Source organism: Trinickia violacea (assembly GCF_005280735.1).
GTDB lineage: Bacteria > Pseudomonadota > Gammaproteobacteria > Burkholderiales > Burkholderiaceae > Trinickia_A > Trinickia_A violacea.
Genome location: NZ_CP040078.1, coordinates 1,875,434 through 1,892,949 on the forward strand (window position 1 = coordinate 1,875,434; position 17,516 = coordinate 1,892,949).

Below are 17,516 nucleotides of genomic sequence, written 5' to 3' on the forward strand. Positions count from 1 at the left end.
ATCAAGTAAGAGGATGAAGCCGGTGACCACTGCCAGCCTTGCTCAACCCGGCGCGCTCGGCGCCGCGCGTGACGCGCGGGAAGACGCGCTTACGGGTACGCCGGACGGCGTGCATATCGAACACCTGACCGTGCGCTTCGGCGCGCGCACCGTGCTCGACGATTTATCGCTGACGATCGAGCGCGGCGAGCTCTTGACGGTGCTCGGCAAGAGCGGCTGCGGCAAGACCACGTTGTTGCGGTTCATCGCCGGCTTTGTCGAAACCGAAGGTTTGGCGGGCACGCTGACGGTCGCGGGGCGCGACCTCACGCATGTGCCGCCGCACAAGCGCAATCTCGGCTTGCTGTTCCAGAGCTACGCGCTGTTTCCGCATCTGTCGGTGTTCGAGAATGTCGCGTTCGGGCTGCGCGCGCGGCGCGTGTCCTCGGGCGAGGTGTCGCGGCGCGTGGCCGATGTGCTCAAGCTCGTGCAGCTCGGCGACGCCGGCCACGTCATGCCGGCGCAGCTCTCGGGCGGCATGCAGCAGCGCGTCGCGCTCGCGCGCGCGCTCGTGATCGAGCCTGACGTCTTGCTGCTCGACGAGCCGCTGTCGGCACTGGACGCCAATCTGCGCGCGTCGGTGCGTTCCGAATTGAAATCGCTGCATGAGCGCCTGCCGAACCTGACGATCGTCTGCGTCACGCACGACCAGGACGACGCGCTCGTGCTGTCCGACCGCACGCTGCTGATGCGCGAAGGCCGCGTCGCGCAGCTCGGCACGCCGCAGCAGCTGTACGACACGCCGAACGACGGCTTCGTCGCGCGCTATCTCGGCGCGGCCAATCTGCTGCCGCCTCACGTCGCGTTCCCGCTCGGCGACTCGCGCTATGAAGAGCGCGACCGCGTCGCGTGCATTCGCCCCGAGCGCTTGCGCATCGTGCCGCTCGGCGAGGCCGCGCTGCACGGCGTGATCACGTCGGTCGAATGGTATGGCTCGGCGCTCTCGGTCCAGGTCGCGCTCGATGCGATGCCGAACGAGCCCGTGCTGATCGCGACGCAACGCGGTCTCGGCATGACGCCCGAAAAGGGCGCACGTATTTCCTTGCACTACGAGGCGGATGATGTCGTCCTTATCAAGCCCTGAGGCGCTCGCCGCACTCGATGCGCGCCGCGCGGCGACGGCGGCCGCGCATGCCGCCCACGCTCGCCGCCGCGAACGTGCCGCGCAATGGCATCTCGTGTTTTTGACCCTGGTGGTGCTCGGGCCGCTCGTCATCTACCCGCTGATTCGTCTCGTGCTGTTGAGCCTGACCGGGGCGCACGGCGGTTTGAGCTTCCAGGCTTACGCGTCGTTTTTTCAGAACCCCGAGACGCGCGGCGTCGTCGGCACCACGCTGTGGGTGCTGTTCGCAAGCGCGGGGCTGGCTTCGGTGCTCGGCGTCGCGCTCGCTTCGATGCTGTTCTTCAAGCCGTTTCCGGGCGCGAAGCTCGTCACGCGCTTTCTCGAGCTGTTCGTAGCGTTTCCGTCGTTTCTCGTCGCGTTCACGCTGATCTTCCTGTACGGCTCGCAGGGCTCGGTCAGTATCGGCCTGCAGCGCCTCTTTCACCTCGATCAGCCGCCGCTCAATTTCCTGTTCGGGATCGGCGGCGTGATTCTCGCGGAAGTCGTGTTCTACGCGCCGTTCGTCGTGCGGCCGACGCTCGCGTCGTTCGCCACGCTCGACATGCGTCTTGTCGAAGCCGCGAAGAGCCTCGGCGCGAACGGCTGGATGGTCGCGTGGCGCGTGATTCTGCCGATCGCGTGGCCCGGTATCGCGGCGGGTACGATCCTGTGCTTCCTGCTGACGTTGAACGAGTTCGGCATTCTGCTCGTGCTCGGCAGCGCGCACCTGATCACGCTGCCGGTGGCGATCTATAGCTCGGCGACCGTCGACCTCGACTTGCCGACCGCCGCCGCGGGCGCGGTCGTGATGCTCGCGATGTCGTTGTCTTTGTATGCGTTGTATCGCCGGGTCAACCGGCGCAAGGTGGGGAGCGCTGGACATGGCCGCTGATCTGAATCCTGGCACCGCGCCGCGCCTGCCCAGGGTGAAACCCGTGCCGCATCCGGCACGCCGCACGCTCGTTGCCCGCATCGGCAGCGGGGCATTCCTGTTGTTCGCCGGGCTGCTGTGCTTCTGGCTCTTCGTGCTGCCGGTGCTGGTCGTCGCGCTCTCCAGCGTCGCCGCTCACTGGTCCGGCACGATCCTGCCCGACGGCTTGAGCATGCGCTGGTTCGAGCGCCTCGGCTCGAGCGATTTCGACGCGCTCACGACGAGCCTCGAAATCGGCTTCGGCGTCGCCGTACTCGGCACGGCGCTTGGCCTGTGGCTCGCGCTGGCGCTCGAAGGGCGCGACCGGCGCGGCCTCGGCGCGTTCGTCGACATGATCGCGATGATGCCCAACGGCGTGCCGAGCGTCGTGCTCGGGCTTGCGGTGCTGATCGCGTATCACAAGCGGCCGCTCGATCTGTCGAGTTCGGCGGCGATCGTCGTGTTCGTGCAATTGGCGCTCGTGATGCCGTTCTGCTACCGCTGCGCGGCCGCCGCGCTGCGTCCCGAGCTGACGATATTGCGTGAAGCCGCCGCGAGCCTCGGCGCACCGCCGTCGATGGTGCTGCGCCGAGTCGTGCTGCCGCAGCTGGTGCCCGCGATCCGCGCGAGTCTCGCGCTTGGCTTCGCGCTGTCGCTCGGCGAGCTGGGCGCGACGCTGACGGTGTATCCGCCGGGCTTCGCGACCGTGCCGATCGTCGTCGTCGGACAGGTCGAACGCGGCTATTACTTGCCGGCATCGGCGCTGTCGCTGGTCCTGTTGCTCGCGTCGCTCGCCGCGTTGCTGTTGATCGCCGCGCGCGTGCCGCGCAAACGCATCGATTGATGGGATAGAACGCACGTGCCGGCGGGCACGGGAACGCGCGCCGGCCGCCAGCGGCATACCCGTATCGATGTGGCAAAAAATGTGAATATGACCGAAAATATGGAAATTCAAACGCTCGATCCGATCGAGGTTCTGCGCAGCCATTCGCTGCCGGCGCTGGTGCGCGACGAGATTGAGCGAAACATCATCGGCGGCGCGCTCGAGCCGGGCGACAAGCTCAACGAAGCCGATTGGGCGGCGCGGATGAAGGTGTCGCGCGGGCCGGTGCGCGAGGCGTTCCGCGCGCTCGAACAGGCGGGCCTCTTGCGCACCGAGAAGAACCGCGGCGTATTCGTGCGCACCGTCTCGCTCGAAGAAGCCGACGAGATTTACGCCGTGCGCGCCGCGCTCGAAGAAGCCGCGTGCCGAATGCTCGCCGCGCGCATCGACGCGAAACAGGTCGCGCTGCTGCGGGAACACCTCGATGCGTTGGGCGACGCGGTCGCCGCGCACGACCCCGATGCCTACGCGCGCATCAACGTCGCGTTCCATGACGCGATCGTCGCGGCGTCCGGCAACGGCAAGCTGCATGAAACGTATCGGCGGCTCGTCGGCGAGTTGAGCCTGTTCCGGCGTGCGGCGTTGAGCGTGCACGCCGACGCGATGCAGCAGTCGCTCGCCGAGCACCGCGCAATCGTGACGGCGCTGGCGTCGCGCGATCCCGCGCGCGCCGAAATGCTGATGCGCGCACACGTGGAGGGCGGCCGGCGGCGCGCGCACGCCGCTTATGAAGAATCCTCCGAGCAGTCGTCGGCGTGAGAGACGTCGACAAACCCGATGAATCCGATGTACGAACGCGCGTGACCGACGCGCATGGAACCAAAGATGTCAGCGAATCCTGAACGCACTATCGAAGTCAACGGCCGCGCCTACCGGATGCCGGCCCTGCCGACCGTGGTCGTCTGCGTCGACGGCTGCGAATACGACTATCTGGAAGCGGCGGTCGCCGCGGGCGTCGCGCCGTTCATCGGCAAGATGCTGCGCGACGGCGCGGCGTTCAAGGGCGATTGCGTGATCCCGTCGTTCACCAACCCGAACAACTTGTCGATCGTCTGCGGCGTGCCGCCTTCGGTACACGGCATTTGCGGCAACTACTTCTGGGATCCGGAGGCGGACGGCGGCAAAGGCGCCGAAGTGATGATGAACGACCCCGCGTATCTGCGCGCCGGGACGATTTTGGCGTCGGCGGCGGACGCGGGCGCGTCGGTGGCCGTCGTCACCGCGAAGGACAAATTGCGCCGGCTTCTCGGCTGGCAATTGAACGGCATCTGCTTCTCGGCCGAAAAGGCCGATCAAGCGACGCGCGAAGAAAACGGCATCGACAACGTGCTCGAACTCGTCGGGCTGCCGGTGCCCGACGTGTATAGCGCGGGCTTGTCGGAATTCGTGTTCGCGGCGGGCGTGCGGTTGGCGCAAACGCGCAAGATCGACCTCATGTACCTGTCGACAACCGACTACGTCCAGCACAAGGCGGCACCGGGCAGCGCCGACGCCAACGCGTTCTACGCGATGATGGACCGCTACCTCGCGCAGCTCGACGAACTCGGCTGGGCAATCGGCCTCACCGCCGACCACGGCATGAACGCGAAGCACGATCCCGAAACCGGCGAGCCGAACGTCATCTACTTGCAGGACGTGATGGACGAATGGCTCGGCGCGCGGGCCGCACGCGTGATTCTGCCGATCACGGATCCGTACGTCGTGCATCACGGCGCGCTCGGATCGTTTGCGACCATCTACCTGCCGCGCGATGCCGACGCTTCGCAAATCATTGGACGCATCGCAGCGATGGACGGCATCGACATCGCGCTCGACAACCGTACCGCGTGCGAGCGGTTCGAGCTGCCGCGCGATCGCGTCGGCGATGTGGTGGTCGTGAGTCAGCGGAACGTCGTGCTCGGCACGCGCCGCGATGAGCACGACCTGTCGGGGCTGACGGTGCCGCTGCGTTCGCACGGCGGCCTGTCGGAGCAAACGGTGCCGCTCGTCTTCAACCGCAGGACCGATGGCTTGCCGGGCCGCGCCCGCATGCGAAATTTCGACATCTTCGATGTCGCGCTGAACCACTTGGGGACGCAATCATGAACACGCTCAGCCATCGGCATCCGGCCGATCACCCCGCGTTTCGCGCGGAAGCGCTGCGCATCAAGGGAGAACGGGCTGTGCGCGAGCGCACGCTCGATGTCTTCGATCCTTATACGGGGCAGCGTGCCGGAACCGTCCCGCTTGCAAGCGTCGAAGACGTGCGGGAAGCGCTGACGTATGCGGCGAACTATCGGGCGAAGCTGTCGCGCTATGAGCGATCGCACATCCTCGAGCGTGCAGGTGCGCTGTTGCGCGAACGAACGGAAGCCGCCTCCGATCTGATCTCGCTCGAATCAGGCTTGTCGAAACAGGATTCGCGCTACGAGATCGGCCGCGTCGCCGACGTGCTCAAGTTTTCCGCGATCGAAGCGTTGCGCGACGACGGACAAAGCTTCTCGTGCGATTTGACGCCGCACGGCAAATCGCGGCGCGTGTTCACGCAGCGCGAGCCGCTCGCGGGCGTGATCGTCGCGATTACGCCGTTCAACCATCCGATGAACCAGGTCGCGCACAAGATCGCGCCGGCGATCGCGACGAATAATCGCGTGGTGCTGAAGCCGTCGGAGAAGGTGCCGCTGTCGGCGTATTTGCTGGCGGACATCCTCTATGAAGCAGGACTGCCCGCGCCGATGCTGCAGGTCCTGACCGGCGACCCGCGCGAGATCGCCGACGAGCTCATCACGAACCCGGCGGTGGAGCTGGTGACGTTTACCGGCGGCGTGGCGATCGGCAAATACATCGCTTCCAAAGCGGGCTACCGGCGCGTCGTGCTGGAACTCGGCGGCAACGATCCGCTGATCGTGCTCGACGATGCCGACATCGAACGCGCCGCATCGCTCGCGGTGCAGGGCTCCTATAAGAACTCGGGCCAACGCTGCACCGCCGTCAAGCGCATGCTGGTGCAAAAGAGCATCGCGGAGCGATTCACCGAGCGGGTCGTCGAAAAGACGCTTGCATGGTCGTACGGCGATCCGTTCGACGAGTCCAATCAAATGGGCACCGTCATCGACGAACCCGCCGCTCAGCTATTCGAGGCGCGCGTGAACGAAGCCGTCGCTCAAGGCGCGCGGTTGCTCGTAGGCAACAAGCGCGCGGGCGCGCTGTATTCGCCGACGGTGGTCGACCGCGTGGACCCATCGATGACGCTCGTGCGCGAAGAAACCTTCGGCCCCGTCTCGCCGATCATCACCTTCGACACGATCGACGACGCCATCCGCATCAGCAACGGCACGGCGTTCGGATTGTCGTCGGGCTTGTGCACGTATCGCAGCGACGTGATCGCGCGCTTCGTCAACGAACTGCGCGTGGGCACGGTCAACGTGTGGGAGGTGCCGGGATATCGGATCGAGCTGACGCCATTCGGCGGCATCAAGGATTCGGGCCTTGGCTATAAGGAAGGGGTTCAGGAAGCGATGAAGAGCTTTACGAACCTCAAGACGTTTTCGTTGCCTTGGGAGTAAATGAATGGCACTGAGTCTCGACGATATCCGTTCGCTGTTTGCCCAGCATGGCGCCATCTCGTACAGCGGCGAGCCCGTCAGCCAGCTTGAACATGCATTGCAAAGCGGCAAGCTCGCGGAAGACGAGGGCGCGAGCGAGGAGCTGGTCGCCGCGGCGTTCCTCCACGACCTGGGGCATCTATTGAATCTGCACGGCGAGACACCGACGGCGCGCGGCATCGACGATCTCCACCAGTACTTCGCGCTGCCGTTCTTGCGGCCGATCTTGCCGCCTGCGGTGCTCGAACCGATTCGTTTGCACGTGGATGCCAAACGCTGCTTGTGCGCCATCGACAAGACGTACTTCGGCAAGCTCTCGGAGGATTCGGTGCGCAGCCTGAAATTGCAAGGCGGCGTATTTAGCGACGAGGAAGCGCAGGCATTCCTGCAATTGCCGTATGCACAAGATGCACTGCGTTTGCGGCAATGGGACGATCGCGCTAAGACGGCGGGTAAGGAGACGCCGGATATCGAGCACTTCTTAGGCGTCGTTGAGCGGGTGATGTGCTAGCGGCTTTGCGGTGTTTTTCTAGGCAATGAGCACTCGTGCTTAGCTGGCTTGCCGAGTCACTCACTACTGCTTCTATATAGAGCGACGCATGCGTGCATGCGTCGCTCTAATTTCTTCAAAATACCGCTTGCCAGGTATGCGGAGGGTGGCTAGAATCTCGGTCTTTCGCGCTTCGGAGTGAAGCGCGGGGGAAGCGAGGCAGGTCGGGTGCAAGTTGGACGAAGCCCGATGTGGCAAGGCTTTCGGCGGGGTTGATAAGTTTGAGTGGTTAAAAAACTTGTTGACGAGTGACGAAAGATTCTGCATAATCTCGTTTCTCTGCTGCTGATGCAGCGACGCAAGACGGTAGCGAAGTTCGGTGCTGTTGCGCGATGCGATCTTTAACAATTTACAGCCGATAAGTGTGGGCGCTTGATGGCGATGCGAGGCGGATCTTTCGGGGTCTGCTCCAAGCAAAAGTATCAAGTCTCACACAGTATTAGAGGAAGGTTTATCCGTCGAAAGATGGATTAATCATCGTCAGTACGTTGAGTGAGCGACCGGTTCTACGGAACCGAAAACAGTAACAGGTATTGAACTGAAGAGTTTGATCCTGGCTCAGATTGAACGCTGGCGGCATGCCTTACACATGCAAGTCGAACGGCAGCACGGGGGCAACCCTGGTGGCGAGTGGCGAACGGGTGAGTAATACATCGGAACGTGTCCAGTAGTGGGGGATAGCCCGGCGAAAGCCGGATTAATACCGCATACGATTTTAGGATGAAAGCGGGGGACCGAAAGGCCTCGCGCTATTGGGGCGGCCGATGGCAGATTAGCTAGTTGGTGGGGTAAAGGCCTACCAAGGCGACGATCTGTAGCTGGTCTGAGAGGACGACCAGCCACACTGGGACTGAGACACGGCCCAGACTCCTACGGGAGGCAGCAGTGGGGAATTTTGGACAATGGGGGCAACCCTGATCCAGCAATGCCGCGTGTGTGAAGAAGGCCTTCGGGTTGTAAAGCACTTTTGTCCGGAAAGAAATCCTTGGCCCTAATATGGCTGGGGATGACGGTACCGGAAGAATAAGCACCGGCTAACTACGTGCCAGCAGCCGCGGTAATACGTAGGGTGCGAGCGTTAATCGGAATTACTGGGCGTAAAGCGTGCGCAGGCGGTTCGCTAAGACCGATGTGAAATCCCCGGGCTTAACCTGGGAACTGCATTGGTGACTGGCGGGCTAGAGTATGGCAGAGGGGGGTAGAATTCCACGTGTAGCAGTGAAATGCGTAGAGATGTGGAGGAATACCGATGGCGAAGGCAGCCCCCTGGGCCAATACTGACGCTCATGCACGAAAGCGTGGGGAGCAAACAGGATTAGATACCCTGGTAGTCCACGCCCTAAACGATGTCAACTAGTTGTTGGGGATTCATTTCCTTAGTAACGTAGCTAACGCGTGAAGTTGACCGCCTGGGGAGTACGGTCGCAAGATTAAAACTCAAAGGAATTGACGGGGACCCGCACAAGCGGTGGATGATGTGGATTAATTCGATGCAACGCGAAAAACCTTACCTACCCTTGACATGGACGGAACCCTGCTGAAAGGTGGGGGTGCTCGAAAGAGAACCGTCGCACAGGTGCTGCATGGCTGTCGTCAGCTCGTGTCGTGAGATGTTGGGTTAAGTCCCGCAACGAGCGCAACCCTTGTCCTTAGTTGCTACGCAAGAGCACTCTAAGGAGACTGCCGGTGACAAACCGGAGGAAGGTGGGGATGACGTCAAGTCCTCATGGCCCTTATGGGTAGGGCTTCACACGTCATACAATGGTCGGAACAGAGGGTCGCCAAGCCGCGAGGTGGAGCCAATCCCAGAAAACCGATCGTAGTCCGGATTGCACTCTGCAACTCGAGTGCATGAAGCTGGAATCGCTAGTAATCGCGGATCAGCATGCCGCGGTGAATACGTTCCCGGGTCTTGTACACACCGCCCGTCACACCATGGGAGTGGGTTTTACCAGAAGTGGCTAGTCTAACCGCAAGGAGGACGGTCACCACGGTAGGATTCATGACTGGGGTGAAGTCGTAACAAGGTAGCCGTATCGGAAGGTGCGGCTGGATCACCTCCTTTCTCGAGCTTAACGCGTCAAAGTTAAGCGCTCACGCTTATCGGCTGTAGATAAAGACAGGCTTAAGGGGTCTGTAGCTCAGTCGGTTAGAGCACCGTCTTGATAAGGCGGGGGTCGTTGGTTCGAATCCAACCAGACCCACCAATTGTCTGCGGTGGCTGGAGCTCGGAACCCTTGGAGTGTCAGGTACGGGGGATTAGCTCAGCTGGGAGAGCACCTGCTTTGCAAGCAGGGGGTCGTCGGTTCGATCCCGTCATCCTCCACCAATCACTAATGATAAGGACTTGATCCGAGTGAGGATCGAGTGTTTGTCATTGGCGATTGAGCCAGTCAGAGCGGTAAGTGAAAGCTTATCGGCTGTCGTTCTTTAACAATCAGGAAGAAGTAGTAATGGATAGCGAAAGCGCTTAGAGATGGGCGTGGACGCTATCTGGGTTGTGATTGTATCGATGTATCTCAAGATGATTCGAACTTAATGTTCGGCTCAATTGGAATACGGCACAACGCGAAAACTCAACCTATGACGGGTGTGCTTGGAAGCGGACGCGAAAGCGCAAGCGAGCGAGACGCACTAGTTATAGGGTCAAGCGAACAAGTGCATGTGGTGGATGCCTTGGCGATCACAGGCGATGAAGGACGCGGTAGCCTGCGAAAAGCTTCGGGGAGCTGGCAAACAAGCTTTGATCCGAAGATGTCCGAATGGGGAAACCCGGCCCGTATGGGTCATCCTAGACTGAATACATAGGTCTAGTGAAGCGAACGCGGTGAACTGAAACATCTAAGTAACCGCAGGAACAGAAATCAACCGAGATTCCCAAAGTAGTGGCGAGCGAAATGGGATCAGCCTTGTACCTTTTATCTTAGTTGTTAGCCGAACGCTCTGGAAAGTGCGGCCATAGCAGGTGATAGCCCTGTAGGCGAAAACAGTTAGGAAGAACTAGGGGTACGACAAGTAGGGCGGGACACGTGAAATCCTGTCTGAAGATGGGGGGACCATCCTCCAAGGCTAAATACTCGTGATCGACCGATAGTGAACCAGTACCGTGAGGGAAAGGCGAAAAGAACCCCGGGAGGGTGAAATAGATCCTGAAACCGCATGCATACAAACAGTCGGAGCCTCGCAAGGGGTGACGGCGTACCTTTTGTATAATGGGTCAGCGACTTACGTTCAGTAGCAAGCTTAACTGATTAAGGCAGGCGTAGCGAAAGCGAGTCCGAATAGGGCGTTCAGTTGCTGGGCGTAGACCCGAAACCAAGTGATCTATCCATGGCCAGGTTGAAGGTGCGGTAACACGTACTGGAGGACCGAACCCACTAACGTTGAAAAGTTAGGGGATGAGCTGTGGATAGGGGTGAAAGGCTAAACAAACTTGGAAATAGCTGGTTCTCTCCGAAAACTATTTAGGTAGTGCCTCGTGTATCACCTTCGGGGGTAGAGCACTGTCATGGTTGAAGGGTCCATTGCGGATTACTTCGCCATAGCAAACTCCGAATACCGAAGAGTGCAATCACGGGAGACAGACATCGGGTGCTAACGTCCGGTGTCAAGAGGGGAAACAACCCAGACCGCCAGCTAAGGTCCCCAAATATGGCTAAGTGGGAAACGAAGTGGGAAGGCTAAAACAGTCAGGAGGTTGGCTTAGAAGCAGCCATCCTTTAAAGAAAGCGTAATAGCTCACTGATCGAGTCGTCCTGCGCGGAAGATGTAACGGGGCTAAGCCATATACCGAAGCTGCGGATGCACATTTATGTGCATGGTAGGAGAGCGTTCCGTAAGCCTGCGAAGGTGCGTTGAAAAGCGTGCTGGAGGTATCGGAAGTGCGAATGCTGACATGAGTAGCGATAAAGGGGGTGAAAGGCCCCCTCGCCGTAAGCCCAAGGTTTCCTACGCAACGTTCATCGGCGTAGGGTGAGTCGGCCCCTAAGGCGAGGCAGAAATGCGTAGCTGATGGGAAGCAGGTCAATATTCCTGCACCATTGTTAAATGCGATGGGGGGGACGGATCGCGGAAGGTTGTCCGGGTGTTGGACGTCCCGGTCGCTGCATTGGAGAAGGTGCTTAGGCAAATCCGGGCACAGGATTCAAGGGTGTGGCGCGAGCGACTTCGGTCGCGAAGCAATTGGAAGTGGTTCCAAGAAAAGCCTCTAAGCTTCAGTTTAACAATGACCGTACCGCAAACCGACACAGGTGGGCGAGATGAGTATTCTAAGGCGCTTGAGAGAACTCGGGAGAAGGAACTCGGCAAATTGGTACCGTAACTTCGGGATAAGGTACGCCCCTGTAGCTTGACTGGCCTGCGCCAGGAGGGTGAAGGGGTTGCAATAAACTGGTGGCTGCGACTGTTTAATAAAAACACAGCACTCTGCAAACACGAAAGTGGACGTATAGGGTGTGACGCCTGCCCGGTGCCGGAAGATTAAATGATGGGGTGCAAGCTCTTGATTGAAGTCCCGGTAAACGGCGGCCGTAACTATAACGGTCCTAAGGTAGCGAAATTCCTTGTCGGGTAAGTTCCGACCTGCACGAATGGCGTAACGATGGCCACACTGTCTCCTCCCGAGACTCAGCGAAGTTGAAGTGTTTGTGATGATGCAATCTCCCCGCGGCTAGACGGAAAGACCCCATGAACCTTTACTGTAGCTTTGCATTGGACTTTGAACCGATCTGTGTAGGATAGGTGGGAGGCTATGAAACCGGAACGCTAGTTTCGGTGGAGCCGTCCTTGAAATACCACCCTGGTTTGTTTGAGGTTCTAACCTTGGCCCGTGATCCGGGTCGGGGACAGTGCATGGTAGGCAGTTTGACTGGGGCGGTCTCCTCCCAAAGTGTAACGGAGGAGTACGAAGGTACGCTAGGTACGGTCGGAAATCGTGCTGATAGTGCAATGGCATAAGCGTGCTTAACTGCGAGACCGACAAGTCGAGCAGGTGCGAAAGCAGGTCATAGTGATCCGGTGGTTCTGTATGGAAGGGCCATCGCTCAACGGATAAAAGGTACTCTGGGGATAACAGGCTGATACCGCCCAAGAGTTCATATCGACGGCGGTGTTTGGCACCTCGATGTCGGCTCATCTCATCCTGGGGCTGTAGCCGGTCCCAAGGGTATGGCTGTTCGCCATTTAAAGAGGTACGTGAGCTGGGTTTAAAACGTCGTGAGACAGTTTGGTCCCTATCTGCCGTGGGCGTTGGATATTTGAAGGGGGCTGCTCCTAGTACGAGAGGACCGGAGTGGACGAACCTCTGGTGTACCGGTTGTCACGCCAGTGGCATCGCCGGGTAGCTATGTTCGGAAGAGATAACCGCTGAAAGCATCTAAGCGGGAAACTCGCCTTAAGATGAGATATCCCCGGGGACTTGATCCCCTTGAAGGGTCGTTCGAGACCAGGACGTTGATAGGTCGGGTGTGGAAGCGCAGTAATGCGTTAAGCTAACCGATACTAATTGCCCGTACGGCTTGATCCTATAACCAGTGCGTTTCTGTCGACCAGTGTTAGCGCTTCAGCGCTTACTCTGGTCCCATGCAGAGCAACACGCCCAAGGTTGAGATCAACCGCGTTGTGCACACAGTCACAACCCAATCCATTACACACCCTACTTCTTCCCAGATTGGCTGCGCCGCCTCAAGCGATGCAGCAACAAGTCATGCCTGATGACCATAGCGAGTTGGTACCACCCCTTCCCATCCCGAACAGGACCGTGAAACGACTCCACGCCGATGATAGTGCGGATGCCCGTGTGAAAGTAGGTAATCGTCAGGCTTCTCTATACGTCCACAACCCCACCCCTCAAAGGTGGGGTTGTGGCGTTTACGCGCTAGAAAAACCAGCCCCGAAAAAACGTCGGAAGACATGCCGGTGCAGCTAAACCGGCTCCGCAGCGCCACGGCGGCGGAGCGTGGCCCATCCTCAGAACACTCCGCCGTAAAATTATTTGCCTAGCCTCATCCTCGTTTGATGAGGCGGATAATGAATAGCAAGATAACAGCGCCGATCACTGCAGTAATGATCGATGCGATCATGCCGCCGCCGAGCGAGATCCCTAGTACGCGCGCCAACCAACCACCAATAAACGCGCCGACGATCCCGACGATGATGTCGACGATCAATCCGAAGCCGCCGCCTTTGACCAATACGCCCGCTAGCCAGCCAGCGATTGCGCCGATAATGAGCCATGCAATGAGCCCGTGTTGCATAGTGGAGACTCCGTGGTGAAGAGTAAAAAGAAAAGCGCCAAATCATTGCGCTGACCGAGCTTAAATGGTGCACATAGGCGAGTCCATAGTTAGGATACGCAATTAACACTATTTAGAGATGTTGCTGGGGGGCTGAGCGGAGCGGGTAAATCACGTCGAATTGGATTTAACCGGTGCTCAAGGAGAAGCAAGTCGCCGCGAACGCCGAAGATCTCTGCGACAAGGCAACAAGCCAATGCACTGCGCGCAGTCACTGAGTTCATATCGTTCTCGGCGTCGGGCTGCACAGAGGGAAAGAACGATGGCCGATCCCGCGTCGGCGGCTAGGGTCCATCGCTTACGCTTGTTATAGGTGACAGTACATTCATTCGCAAGCGGGAACGCACCACAGCACATTCTAATCGAGTCGATCTGTTGGCTATTTGAAGGCTTGGCGCGACCGAGCGTTTAAGTGACTCTCATTCGGGCGTGGGTTCGGCTTCCTTCGCGGTCCAACTCACGCTCGACACGCCTTTTTCCATGCTGATGCGGCTTGCCATCAGCTCGAGCTTCGATTGATCTTTGGGATGCAGCTTGAGCGTTGCTGTCACCAGGATGCGCCCGGCCGCATCGGGTACATCTTCGCTCGTGAGGCTCTGGAACGACAACGGCGCCGAGTACATCGAGTTCGAAAGTGCGGTGCGGATGTGAATCTCGTCCTCCTCTCGGCAGACGACGGACAAAACGTACTCGCGTATCAGGTCCGCGTTCGAAACGGGCGTTGCATTGATGGCTTGACTGACTGCACGCAGAACCGTATTCGTCAGCAGCACGACGGCGGTGCCGGCGAGCGCGGGACCATAGTGGCCGGCGCCGCAGAGCACGCCGACAGCGGCGGAACACCACAACGTCGCGGCTGTGTTGATCCCTTGGATGGAGCCCTTATCTCGCATGATCACGCCGCCACCGAGAAAGCCGACACCCGACACGACGTACGCGGCAATTTGCGTCACGCCAGCGACTCCGTTGCCAGTAAGGACGCCGAGTGTGACGAACAGGCAAGCACCACTTGCGACGAGGGTAATGGTGCGCAGACCGGCTGTGCGTTGGCGCATCTGGCGTTCGATGCCGATTGCGACTCCGCACGCAAACGCGGCCAGCAACCGGAGGGCGAATTCAAGCGTCATGAGATAAGCGTTCTAATGGTTTTGGTGAGTGATGGATTCGACCGCGAGCTTGGGTTTCATACGTGGCCCTGTGAACAGTCAGGAGCGTGAGCATGCCACGCTTCGGTGAACGTATTGATGTCGTACGGCGAACACGAACTCGGTAGTCAATGCGCAACGGGACGCACCTCGGGTATCTCGAAGATCGTTGTCGGTGGACAGGGCAGCGCACGACAACCCTTCGCGCGAACACTGGCGCGCTATGGCTATCGGGAACACGAGTACACAGGGGTGCAGCGAACTGCGACGCGCACCGCTCGCCTGTTGGCAAGACGGCGGCAGAGAGAAAAACTGGCGCGGGACTTGCCGTTCAGGCGGTGAGACCAAGTAAGGATCGACTACTGCTGCTGTCCAAGGCGGCGGACCTCAAAAATTGAGAATAGCGAAATTTTAGGCAGTTGCCGACGCGAGCGTCAACTCGAAATTGCTGCACTGCGCAGAACGCGTGAGACATTTGAAGAAGTGCGTCCAAAAGAAATACGGGTAAGCAAGAAATCGCGTACTCCTTGCTTCGAGTCAGGCCGCGGCGCCCGCCACCAGCCTCAGCCGCGTGATCTCCGACGGCGCCCCAAGACGTTTGGGAGGTCCCCAGTAGCCTGTGCCTCGGCTCGTGTAGACCCACAGGTTGTTGAGGCGCGCGAGTCCCGCCGTAAACGGCTGTTGTAGCCGAACGAAGAAATTCCACGGAAAGAACTGCCCGCCATGCGTGTGTCCGGACAGCTGGAGTGTGAATCCCGCGTCCGCGGCGGCAGGCGCGGTGCGCGGCTGATGCGCGAGCAGCACGCGCACCCTGACGTCGCCGGGCGCACCGGCGAGCGCCGCGACAGGGTCGCTGCGGTGCGATGGGTCGAAGTGCCCCGCCGTGTAGTCGGTCACGCCCGCGATCAGAACCCGCGCGCCATCGTGATCGAGGACGACATGCTCGTTCATCAGCACATGCAACCCGAGGTGCTCGAATTCGGCAATCCATTGGTCGGCGCCCGAATAGTATTCGTGGTTGCCGGTGACGAGGTACGCGCCGTATCGAGCGCTGAGACGTCCGAGCGGGCGGGTGTGGGTCGAGAGCTGCGCGACGCTGCCGTCGACGACGTCGCCTGTCACCGCGATCAAGTCCGGCTTGAGCCGATTGACTGCATCGACGATCGCGTCGACGTAGCGCTGTTTGATCGTCGGGCCGACGTGGATATCGCTGATCTGAACGATCGTGAAGCCGTCGAGTGCGGCGGGCAAGCTTTCGATCGGTACGTCTACGGTGACGACGCGCGCGCGTCGGCGAGCGTTGATAAACCCGATCGCCGTCGACAGCAGCGCGAGGAGCGGCACCATCGCGGCGGAGTCGATCCGCCAGCGGGCGAGCGGCACCGTGTGCGGCCAAAGCGCGTCGATGGTCAGAAGGGATGCCAACGCAACGTCGCGAACCAACGTCAGCATGAGCAGCGACGAGAAGAAGCCCATCGTAAGCAGACCGATCCAAGCGAGCCGGTCGGCGAGCGGCTGGCGCTCGAGCGTGCGGGCAAGCATACCGGCGGGAATCAATCCGCACGACAACACGAGCCACAGTGCCGCGAGCCCACGGAGCACGGGGCCTACCGGCAACTCGGGAATGAGCCGCAAGCCGACATAGATGTGCAGCAGAACGCCGATGCCGATGGCACGGACAAAAAAGCCTGAGCGACGCATAGGGCAAGAGGGAGAGAAAAGGGAGGCCCGCAAGGCGGCGCTGCGCTTTGCAGCGTTCCTTGGGTGTGGCCGAGTCATTTTACAGACAGAACGCTTTCGCCGTCGGCGGCCGATTTGGTGCGCCGACCGCGCACGACGGCTGTTTTTGTCCGGGCTGCCGATTTTTACGCCGAAGCGGATTGTTCCGCGCGAATGCTGATCTAAACTATTGATTTCATGGTTCGGTTCCACCGCTGCAGTTGACGGGCACGATGGAAGGAGGCGAATGATGAAGATAATCAGGTTTGCGGACCATCCGCATCGCGAACACCACGTCGGCTACGAAGGCAGTCATGTGATGCTGCCGCTGGTGGGGCTCTCTTTGATGGCGCTAGCGGTTTATTTCGGCGTGCGCCGTCTTGACATGCTTGATATCTCGCGTGACGTGCTGTTTTACGTCGTCATGGTCTTCGCCGCGCTAGGCATCGCGGGGCTGTTCGGCGCGGCCGGCGCCTGGCTGCGATCCGGTGGCGACGAGCGGGGCGAAGGCTTTTGCTTCGTCGGCGCGTTGCTTGGAGCGCTCGTTTTTTATATCGCGTTGCTGATGTAAGCCGGGCTGCAGCGCGCTGCTACGCTCGCTGACGAATGGATGAAGCGGCGCCCTTGCGCGTGTGTGTTGGCACGCACGCGCAAGGGCGCCGCTTTGCATCGGTCAGACGATTCTTGCGGTTTCGTCGAATGCGAAGCGAGGGCTGCGTTCGAACAGCTTCGACGGGTTGCCGTATCCCAGATTGACGAGGAAATTCGATTTCACGGTCGTACCCGCGAAAAAAGCCTCGTCGACTTTTGCCGAATCGAAGCCGGACATCGGGCCGGCGTCGAGTCCCAGCGCGCGGGCCACCAGGATCAGGTAGCCGCCTTGCAGCGTCGAATTGCGAAACGCGGTGGCCGAAATCGCCGCGTCATTGCCAGCGAACCAACTACGCGCATCCGCGTGGGGAAAGAGCTTCGGCAAATGCTCGTAAAACGCCATGTCCATGCCGACGATGACCGTCACTGGCGCGGCCATCGTTTTCTCGACATTGCCCGCCGACAGCGCGGGGCGCAGCTTTTCCTTGGCTTCCGGCGTCTTGACGAACACGAAGCGGCCGGGGCTGCAGTTTGCAGACGTGGGTCCGAGCACGACGAGGTCGATCAATTGTTTGAGAAGCGCGTCGTCGACCGGCTTCTGCAGCCAGTCATTGTGGGTGCGCGCGTTGCGAAAGAGTTGATCGAGGGCGGTATCGGAGAGCGTCATGGCGCGAGGGGTGAGCGGAAGTTGAGGCGGAGG

12 protein-coding genes, 2 tRNA genes and 3 rRNA genes are annotated in these 17,516 nt (G+C 60.1%); 13 read left to right on the forward strand and 4 right to left on the reverse strand.

The features are described from left to right. Positions 1-22: 22 nt before the first annotated feature. The 12 genes from phnT to rrf all read left to right on the forward strand — a co-directional run bounded on the left by phnT (position 23) and on the right by rrf (position 12,888). A complete protein-coding gene (gene phnT, locus FAZ95_RS30565) occupies positions 23-1,123 on the forward strand; it encodes a 2-aminoethylphosphonate ABC transport system ATP-binding subunit PhnT (RefSeq protein WP_175425806.1) in 1,101 nt (366 codons plus the stop codon). After that, complete coding sequence (locus FAZ95_RS30570; RefSeq protein ID WP_137336175.1) at positions 1,101-2,033, forward strand: 2-aminoethylphosphonate ABC transporter permease subunit; 933 nt, start codon at positions 1,101-1,103, stop codon at positions 2,031-2,033. Before phnT ends, FAZ95_RS30570 begins: the two co-directional genes overlap by 23 nt. Further along, positions 2,023-2,895, forward strand: coding sequence for a 2-aminoethylphosphonate ABC transport system, membrane component PhnV (gene phnV / locus FAZ95_RS30575; RefSeq protein WP_137336176.1), 873 nt, complete (start codon positions 2,023-2,025; stop codon positions 2,893-2,895). Before FAZ95_RS30570 ends, phnV begins: the two co-directional genes overlap by 11 nt. 87 nt (positions 2,896-2,982) lie before the next feature. Next, positions 2,983-3,693 carry a phosphonate utilization associated transcriptional regulator gene (locus FAZ95_RS30580; protein ID WP_137337676.1) on the forward strand — a complete coding sequence of 237 codons (711 nt, stop codon included), beginning with the start codon at positions 2,983-2,985 and terminating at the stop codon, positions 3,691-3,693. Between the two features lie 66 nt (positions 3,694-3,759). Continuing rightward, the gene (gene phnA, locus FAZ95_RS30585) at positions 3,760-5,019 is read left to right on the forward strand and encodes a phosphonoacetate hydrolase (RefSeq protein ID WP_137336177.1); all 1,260 of its coding nucleotides are present in this window, start codon (positions 3,760-3,762) and stop codon (positions 5,017-5,019) included. Beyond that, positions 5,016-6,479 (forward strand): phosphonoacetaldehyde dehydrogenase, encoded by a 1,464-nt coding sequence (gene phnY, locus FAZ95_RS30590; RefSeq protein WP_137336178.1) that lies wholly within the window; start codon positions 5,016-5,018, stop codon positions 6,477-6,479. The genes phnA and phnY overlap by 4 nt, the downstream gene beginning before the upstream one ends. A gap of 4 nt (positions 6,480-6,483) precedes the next feature. Then, complete coding sequence (locus FAZ95_RS30595; RefSeq protein ID WP_137336179.1) at positions 6,484-7,029, forward strand: phosphonate degradation HD-domain oxygenase; 546 nt, start codon at positions 6,484-6,486, stop codon at positions 7,027-7,029. 574 nt (positions 7,030-7,603) lie between these two features. Beyond that, positions 7,604-9,133 (forward strand): 16S ribosomal RNA (locus FAZ95_RS30600). 65 nt (positions 9,134-9,198) lie between these two features. Beyond that, a tRNA-Ile gene (locus tag FAZ95_RS30605) sits at positions 9,199-9,275 on the forward strand. Positions 9,276-9,321: 46 nt separating this feature from the next. Continuing rightward, positions 9,322-9,397: transfer RNA gene (locus FAZ95_RS30610), tRNA-Ala, on the forward strand. A gap of 315 nt (positions 9,398-9,712) precedes the next feature. Then, positions 9,713-12,592 (forward strand): 23S ribosomal RNA (locus FAZ95_RS30615). A 183-nt stretch (positions 12,593-12,775) separates the two neighbouring features. After that, a 5S ribosomal RNA gene (gene rrf, locus FAZ95_RS30620) occupies positions 12,776-12,888 on the forward strand. The 16S, 23S and 5S rRNA genes sit together here with 2 tRNA genes alongside, the layout of an rRNA operon. 182 nt (positions 12,889-13,070) lie before the next feature. On the opposite strand, the gene FAZ95_RS30625 is transcribed toward rrf, so the two are convergent. The 3 genes from FAZ95_RS30625 to FAZ95_RS30635 all read right to left on the reverse strand — a co-directional run bounded on the left by FAZ95_RS30625 (position 13,071) and on the right by FAZ95_RS30635 (position 16,207). Continuing rightward, positions 13,071-13,322 (reverse strand): GlsB/YeaQ/YmgE family stress response membrane protein, encoded by a 252-nt coding sequence (locus FAZ95_RS30625; RefSeq protein ID WP_137336180.1) that lies wholly within the window; start codon positions 13,320-13,322, stop codon positions 13,071-13,073. Positions 13,323-13,780: 458 nt separating this feature from the next. Then, positions 13,781-14,488, reverse strand: coding sequence for an MgtC/SapB family protein (locus FAZ95_RS30630; protein WP_137336181.1), 708 nt, complete (start codon positions 14,486-14,488; stop codon positions 13,781-13,783). Positions 14,489-15,043: 555 nt separating this feature from the next. Then, positions 15,044-16,207, reverse strand: a complete 1,164-nt coding sequence (locus FAZ95_RS30635; protein ID WP_137336182.1) for a metallophosphoesterase — start codon at positions 16,205-16,207, stop codon at positions 15,044-15,046. Positions 16,208-16,475: 268 nt separating this feature from the next. On the opposite strand from FAZ95_RS30635, the gene FAZ95_RS30640 reads away from it, so the two are divergent. Further along, positions 16,476-16,796 (forward strand): hypothetical protein, encoded by a 321-nt coding sequence (locus FAZ95_RS30640; protein WP_137337677.1) that lies wholly within the window; start codon positions 16,476-16,478, stop codon positions 16,794-16,796. Positions 16,797-16,898: 102 nt separating this feature from the next. On the opposite strand, the gene FAZ95_RS30645 is transcribed toward FAZ95_RS30640, so the two are convergent. Continuing rightward, entirely contained in the window at positions 16,899-17,483 is a 585-nt protein-coding gene (locus tag FAZ95_RS30645) for a malonic semialdehyde reductase (RefSeq protein WP_137336183.1), read from the reverse strand. Between the last annotated feature and the right edge of the window lie 33 nt (positions 17,484-17,516).

Coding starts and splice junctions, on each gene's coding strand:
- FAZ95_RS30570 (WP_137336175.1), top strand. CDS start 1,101: ATGTCGTCCTTATCAAGCCCTGAGGCGCTCGCCGCACTCGATGCGCGC.
- phnV (WP_137336176.1), top strand. CDS start 2,023: ATGGCCGCTGATCTGAATCCTGGCACCGCGCCGCGCCTGCCCAGGGTG.
- FAZ95_RS30580 (WP_137337676.1), top strand. CDS start 2,983: ATGACCGAAAATATGGAAATTCAAACGCTCGATCCGATCGAGGTTCTG.
- phnA (WP_137336177.1), top strand. CDS start 3,760: ATGTCAGCGAATCCTGAACGCACTATCGAAGTCAACGGCCGCGCCTAC.
- phnY (WP_137336178.1), top strand. CDS start 5,016: ATGAACACGCTCAGCCATCGGCATCCGGCCGATCACCCCGCGTTTCGC.
- FAZ95_RS30595 (WP_137336179.1), top strand. CDS start 6,484: ATGGCACTGAGTCTCGACGATATCCGTTCGCTGTTTGCCCAGCATGGC.
- FAZ95_RS30625 (WP_137336180.1), bottom strand. CDS start 13,322: ATGCAACACGGGCTCATTGCATGGCTCATTATCGGCGCAATCGCTGGC.
- FAZ95_RS30630 (WP_137336181.1), bottom strand. CDS start 14,488: ATGACGCTTGAATTCGCCCTCCGGTTGCTGGCCGCGTTTGCGTGCGGA.
- FAZ95_RS30635 (WP_137336182.1), bottom strand. CDS start 16,207: ATGCGTCGCTCAGGCTTTTTTGTCCGTGCCATCGGCATCGGCGTTCTG.
- FAZ95_RS30640 (WP_137337677.1), top strand. CDS start 16,476: ATGAAGATAATCAGGTTTGCGGACCATCCGCATCGCGAACACCACGTC.
- FAZ95_RS30645 (WP_137336183.1), bottom strand. CDS start 17,483: ATGACGCTCTCCGATACCGCCCTCGATCAACTCTTTCGCAACGCGCGC.